Origin of the sequence: Eubacterium sp. AF15-50 (genome assembly GCF_934835595.1) — a bacterium.
GTDB classification, from domain to species: domain Bacteria; phylum Bacillota; class Clostridia; order Lachnospirales; family Lachnospiraceae; genus Eubacterium_G; species Eubacterium_G segne.
Genome location: NZ_CAKVZL010000106.1, coordinates 1 through 6,467 on the forward strand (window position 1 = coordinate 1; position 6,467 = coordinate 6,467).

The 6,467-nt window shown below is 34.6% G+C and carries 7 protein-coding genes and 1 pseudogene; 1 reads left to right on the forward strand and 7 read right to left on the reverse strand.

The features are described from left to right. The 6 genes and pseudogenes from Q5O73_RS09580 to Q5O73_RS09605 form a co-directional block, all read right to left on the reverse strand. Positions 1-257, reverse strand: a pseudogene (locus Q5O73_RS09580) (aminotransferase); the annotation flags it as partial. Between the two features lie 26 nt (positions 258-283). Further along, on the reverse strand, positions 284-814 hold the full coding sequence (gene pgsA / locus Q5O73_RS09585) for a CDP-diacylglycerol--glycerol-3-phosphate 3-phosphatidyltransferase (RefSeq protein ID WP_021953218.1): 531 nt from the start codon (positions 812-814) through the stop codon (positions 284-286). Between the two features lie 15 nt (positions 815-829). Next, entirely contained in the window at positions 830-2,158 is a 1,329-nt protein-coding gene (gene rimO, locus Q5O73_RS09590) for a 30S ribosomal protein S12 methylthiotransferase RimO (protein WP_302624955.1), read from the reverse strand. A 56-nt stretch (positions 2,159-2,214) separates the two neighbouring features. Next, entirely contained in the window at positions 2,215-2,460 is a 246-nt protein-coding gene (rpoZ, locus tag Q5O73_RS09595; RefSeq protein WP_021953220.1) for a DNA-directed RNA polymerase subunit omega, read from the reverse strand. Between the two features lies 1 nt (position 2,461). After that, positions 2,462-3,088 carry a guanylate kinase gene (gene gmk / locus Q5O73_RS09600; RefSeq protein WP_021953221.1) on the reverse strand — a complete coding sequence of 209 codons (627 nt, stop codon included), beginning with the start codon at positions 3,086-3,088 and terminating at the stop codon, positions 2,462-2,464. Positions 3,089-3,099: 11 nt separating this feature from the next. After that, positions 3,100-3,978, reverse strand: coding sequence for a YicC/YloC family endoribonuclease (locus Q5O73_RS09605; protein WP_021953222.1), 879 nt, complete (start codon positions 3,976-3,978; stop codon positions 3,100-3,102). A 159-nt stretch (positions 3,979-4,137) separates the two neighbouring features. Here Q5O73_RS09605 and Q5O73_RS09610 point away from each other — a divergent pair, with 159 nt between their 5' ends. Then, complete coding sequence (locus tag Q5O73_RS09610; RefSeq protein ID WP_302629467.1) at positions 4,138-5,880, forward strand: NFACT family protein; 1,743 nt, start codon at positions 4,138-4,140, stop codon at positions 5,878-5,880. A 91-nt stretch (positions 5,881-5,971) separates the two neighbouring features. Here Q5O73_RS09610 and Q5O73_RS09615 read toward each other — a convergent pair. Beyond that, positions 5,972-6,467 (reverse strand): glycogen synthase (locus Q5O73_RS09615; protein WP_302669574.1); only part of this gene is annotated, 496 nt, incomplete at its 5' end.

The following is a 6,467-nucleotide window of genomic DNA, read 5'->3' on the forward strand; positions in this document are numbered from 1 at the left end:
GCCATCATCTGTTTTGCTTCAGGTATTCCGTCTAAAAGTCCATAGTTTCTGCAATCAAAACCTACTGTTGTCTTATAGTCTGAATTTCCGTCAAGAACATTCATCATTCCCATGGAAAGATTTAACTGGTCTTCTCCCGGCTTTCCTCTTGACATATCAAGACTAATGTCTGAATCAAGAATCTTTGCATATTCTTCCTTTAATTTTACAAGTTCCTCATTTAACTGCTCTTTTGATAAAGTATTGTACCCTGCCATTATTCCTTCTCCTCACATAAAATAAATTAATTCTTCAGTACATCTATATTTTTAACCACATAATCAATCATTGATATAATTGTAAGGGCAAGGGAAATCCATATAAGAATTTCTCCTATAACATCAAATACTGCATATGGTAAATTTAATATAAGTACTATAATCATCAACATTTGAAATGTTGTTTTAAACTTTCCCCACCAACCTGCTGCAAGGACGATTCCCTGATCAGCAGCCAATGTTCTAAATCCACTGATAAACAATTCCCTGCTAATAATAATTATAACTATCCATGCAGGAATTTTATCCGGTGTAAGACAGATAAGCGCTGAACATACCAATAGCTTATCCGCTAATGGATCCATAAATTTTCCAAAATTAGTAACCAAATTATATTTTCTTGCGATTTTTCCATCAAGAAAATCCGTAAGACTTGCCAATATAAATATTGCCACTGCAATATAATTATTATATGTAATCCCATCTGCAAGTAAAAATATTACAAACACAGGAATACACAAAATTCTAAACACTGTCAATTTATTCGGTAAATTCATATAGCCTCCTAAACTTTACAAAACCAATTCTCCAATCAGGTCATAGTCATTTGTTCCGGTAACCTTTACCTTTACAAAATCTCCTGTCATCAGTTCTTCGTCTGTTACAATAAAAATATTACTGTCAACTCCCGGTATATCCATATATGTTCTTCCCATATATGCATGTTCACCGGATATATGTCCCTCTATAAGTGCAACAAACTCTCTTCCCACAAGCTTTTCAGACTTTTCAAATACAATTTCCTGTTGTAATTCCATAATTTCATTACGACGGGAGATTTTTACTTCTTCATCTATCTGGTTTTCCATATTAGCCGCCGGAGTATTTTCCTCTGCTGAATATGTAAAAACTCCAAGTCTGTCAAATTCCATTTCATCAACAAATTCCATGGTTATCTGATGGTCTTCCCGGGTTTCTCCCGGAAATCCTGTAATTAGAGTAGTTCTAAGAACAATGTCCGGAATCTTACTTCTAAGCTTTGCGATAATATCTCTTAACTGTTTATTGTCTGTTCTTCTTCCCATTCTCTTTAAAACATTATCACTGGCATGCTGAATAGGAATATCCAGATAATGGCATATCTTACTTTCTGATGCCATTACATCTATTAACTCATCATATATTTCTTCCGGATAGCAATATAATACTCTGATCCAGTACACTCCCGGAATTTTTGCCAGTTCTTTTAAAAGAACATGTAATGATTTTTTGCCATATAAATCAACACCATACATAGTTGTTTCCTGAGCCACCAAAATAAGTTCTTTTACACCGCTTTCAGCCAGCTCCTTAGCCTCTTTTAAAACGTCTTCCATCTTAACGCTTCGGTAATTTCCCCTTATTTTAGGAATAATACAGTATGTGCAATGTTTGTCACAACCTTCTGCTATTTTTAAATATGCATAACTTCCTGATGTGGATAAATTTCTCGGTGCATTTTCCCCTGCATGAATATCAATATTCTTAAGACAAAAAACCTTTTCCTTTTCCTTAAAGAAATTATTAAGTGCATCTGCAATGCTGTCTATTGCCGTTGTTCCTATGCATATGTCAATTTCAGGAATTTCTTCCTTAATTTCATAATAATAACGCTGTGCCAGACAACCTGCTAACACTAGTGCCTTGCAATTTCCTTCTTCCTTGTATCTTGCCATTTCAAAAATGGTATTAATGCTTTCTTCCTTTGCATCATTAATAAAGCAACAACTGTTAATTACTATAATATCAGCTTCTCTTTCATCATCAGTAAACTGATAACCTGCTTTTTCAAGTATTCCCGACATATGCTCAGAATCCACAAGATTCTTATCACATCCTAATGATATAAACAGTACTTTCAAACAAAAAACTCCTTATTTTAAAATAAAGCCTAAGAAAAAGTGTCGTAACCGACACTTTATTCCTCTTCTTCGTCTTCGCCTAAAATTCTGATTTTAGAATTATATAATTCATCTACAGCTATTGATAATGGTTTCTTACCTTCTGCATTGTCAATAAGTGGTGTATCACCTGCTATTAACTGTCTTGCTCTTTTAGATGTAGCCATTACAATTGAATATCTGCTCTGTACTACCGGCTGTTCACCGTCTTCAACCTCACTGTTTGCAACTGCCATTAAATCTGAATATGATGGATGTAACATATTATTCTCCTCTCTTAAAACCTAAAATATCTTTTTTAATCTGTTCAACGAAATCCTTATCTGCTAAATCAGGATTATCATCATTTCTTATGCCATCTATGTTTTTGGCACATGTTTCAACTTTATCATTAACGACAAAATAGTCGTATTTATCTAAATTATCTGTTTCCTCTGCTGCCTTTGCCAATCTGTCATTTATAACTTCTATGCTTTCTGTATTTCTTCCCACCAGCCTTTTCTTAAGTTCCTTAGCACTTGGTGGAAGAATGTATACCATAACTGCTTCCGGCTTTTTCTCCTTAACCTGCAGGGCACCCTGAGTTTCTATTTCCAGAATAACATCTTTTCCCTGATTAATGTTATCCTCAACAAACTGCCTTGGTGTACCATAATAATGGTCTACATATCCTGCATATTCAAGTAGTGCATCTTCATTTACCATTTTTTCAAACTTGTCGTTAGTAATGAAGTGATAATGAACACCATTTATCTCATTTTCTCTCGGCTGTCTGGTTGTTACTGAAACTGAAAACTCATAATTGTCATAATTATTTTTCAAATATTCCATAACAGTTCCTTTTCCAACTCCCGAAAATCCTGAAACAATAATTAATTTTCCTTTTTTCATGGATGTCACCTCTACTCTATATTCTGAATCTGCTCTCTAACTTTTTCAATTTCTGTTTTAAGTTCAATAGCCATATCTGATATTTCTGCATCAGTTGTTTTTGATAAAGTGGTATTTGCCTCGCGGTTCATTTCCTGGGCAATAAAGTCCAGCCTTCTGCCAACAGCTCCTCCCTGAATCAGGGTATCTTTCATGGTTTTTATATGACTGTCCAATCTTACTAATTCCTCATCAACACAAATCTTGTCTGCAAATATGGTAACTTCCTGAGCAATTCGTGCCTCGTCGATGCTTGCCTCATCTAATAATTCATTAATACGTGTAGTTATTTTTTCCTTATATTCTTCTACAATAACAGGAGACTTTTCAGTAATTTTTTCAACTAATACAATCATGTCATCTAATTTTGAAATCAAATCTTTCTTCAGATGTTCACCTTCCACTCTTCTGGTTTCAACTAACTTTTCAGTTGCCTGATCAATAGCTGAAATAACAAGTGACTGTATTACTTCTTCATCATCCTGACCGCTTTCTACCGTAATAACATCAGGGCTTTTAACTATAAAGCTGGTTTTAATGTCATTATCAATGCCTAAATCTTCACTGATTTGTGCAAAGCAGTCGTAATACTCCCTGGCTAATTCCTTATTGTATCTTATGCTTTCGCTTCCCTCACCGAGATTTTCATAAGTTACAAAAACGTCAATTTTTCCACGTTGCACGTATTTCTTCATTTCGTTACGCACCGCGCTTTCTAAGAAATTAAGCTTTCTTGGTAATTTTATTCCTAATTCTAAATATCTGTGGTTGACAGATTTCATTTCTACCGTAACTTTTCTGTCGCCTTCGGTAACTTCCGACCTGCCAAATCCTGTCATACTTTTTAGCATGTTGCCTCCTAATGAACTATTTGCCCATAATTCACTTTATTATAATTCATAGAAGCCTTACCGTCAAGGTTTGAGTTTCCTTGACTTAACCCTTATTTAATATTAAAATTTAATTTGTTACATTTTAAACAAAATTTTTAACTAATTAAGGAGACCTATATGGCTTTTGATGGAATAACCGTATCTGCTCTTGTTTCGGAATTTAATTCCCGTTTAGCAGAAGGTAGAATATATAAAATTGCCCAGACTGAATCTGATGAGCTTATGATTACATATAAGGCAGGAAAAACCCAGCATAAAATGCTTATTAGTGCTAATGCAAGTCTTCCCCTTGCTTATTTTACTGAAAATAACAAGCAGGCGCCTTTAACTGCGCCTAATTTTTGTATGCTTTTAAGAAAACATATTAATAGCGGAAGGATTTTAAGTATAACCCAGCCGGGACTTGAACGTATTATTGACTTTGAAATTCAGCATTTAGATGAATTAGGGGATGTAAAGGTAAAACATCTTATTGTTGAGCTTATGGGAAAACATAGTAACATAATTTTTACTGACGATAACAATACAATTATTGACAGTATTAAGCATGTAACTTCCGTTATGAGCTCTGTAAGACAGGTTTTGCCGGGAAAACCTTATTTTATTCCTGAAACCATGGATAAGGCTAATCCTCTTGAAATCACAAGAGAAGATTTCTTTAATATTGTTTTTTCAAAGCCTATGGCATTGTCTAAGGCAATATATACCAGTTTTACCGGAATCAGTCCTACTATTGCCGAAAGCCTGTGTTTTGAAAACAAATTAGATTCTTCAATGCCTGCCAACACTATTGTTCACGGTGACCAGAATCTTATATGGATGAGTTTTTATTCTATGATTAATAAAATTAAAAAGCAGGAATTTTTCCCTGTAATTTACGAAAAGGATGGCAAACCGGAAGAGTTTAGTGCTATCCCTCTTTCAACTTATCCTGACTGCGTTGCAACAAATTATGAAAGTATAAGTGAACTTTTAGAAACCTACTATGCTAAGAAAAATCTTTACACAAGAATGCGGCAAAAGTCAGTTGACTTACGAAAAATAGTAACTAACGCCCTTGAAAGGGAAAACAAAAAATATAATCTTCAGTTGCACCAGTTAAAGGATACTGAAAAAAAAGACAAATATAAGGTTTATGGGGAGCTTCTTACCACATACGGCTATTCAATTACTCCCGGAACTAAAGTTTTTGAAACCACGGATTTTTATACCGGAAAGCCTGTTAAAATTACTCTTGACACTACTATGTCACCAATTGACAATGCCAAGAAGTTTTTTGAAAAATACACTAAATTAAAGAGAACTTATGAAGCCCTTAGTGAAATAATAAAGGAGACCAAAGCCTCCATAACCTATTTAGAATCCATTGACGTTGCCCTTGATATTGCTGACAGCGAAGAAGATTTAAAGGCAATTTCTAAGGAATTAAGGCAAACCGGTTATATTAAACATAGCTCTAAGGATAAAAATAAAAAAGACAGGGATAAAAGCAAGCCCCTTCATTTTATATCCTCTGACGGATTTGATATGTATGTGGGAAAAAACAACATCCAAAACGAAGAGCTTACTTTTAAGATTGCCACGGGAAATGACTGGTGGTTTCACAGCAAAACCTTCCCCGGCTCTCATGTTATAGTCAAATGCAATAACAAAGATCTTCCTGATAATACTTTTGAAGAAGCTGCAAGACTTGCAGCCTTTTACTCAAAGGGTTCTAATCAGGATAAGGTTGAGATAGATTACATTCAGAAAAAACACATAAAGAAGGTTGCCGGTGCCATGCCCGGTTTTGTAATTTATCATACTAATTTTTCCATGACTATTGCCCCTGATATTTCAGGCATTAAAGAAGTCAAATAAATTTATTTGTAATTTAAAAGACAGGTATCTGATTTCATTAAAGAAATTTCTACCTGTCTTTTTATACTTTTTACGATTTTAATGTCAGCTATTATCCTAACAAATCATTATATAACTGCTGGTATTTTTCAGCTGATGCCTTCCATGAGAAATCAGCCTTCATAGCCCTTTCAACCATCTTGTTCCAATCACGTTTTTTATCATAAAATACATGTTCTGCGTATCTTACCGTACCCATCATCTCATGAGCATTATAATTGCTAAATGAGAATCCTGTACCTGTATTTTCGTATTCATTGTAAGGCTGTACCGTATCTTTTAATCCACCGGTTTCGCGGACTATCGGAAGTGTACCATATCTTAAACTCATAAGCTGACTAAGTCCACACGGTTCAAAGAGAGATGGCATAAGGAATGCATCACATGCGGCGTAAATCTTATGAGATAACTCCTCTGAATAGAAAATATTGGCAGATACGTCTTTTCCATATTTCCAGTCAAAATGTCTGAACATATTTTCGTATCTTTCTTCCCCTGTTCCTAAAATTACAAACTGAACTGCATCCTGACACAACTCATCCATAACG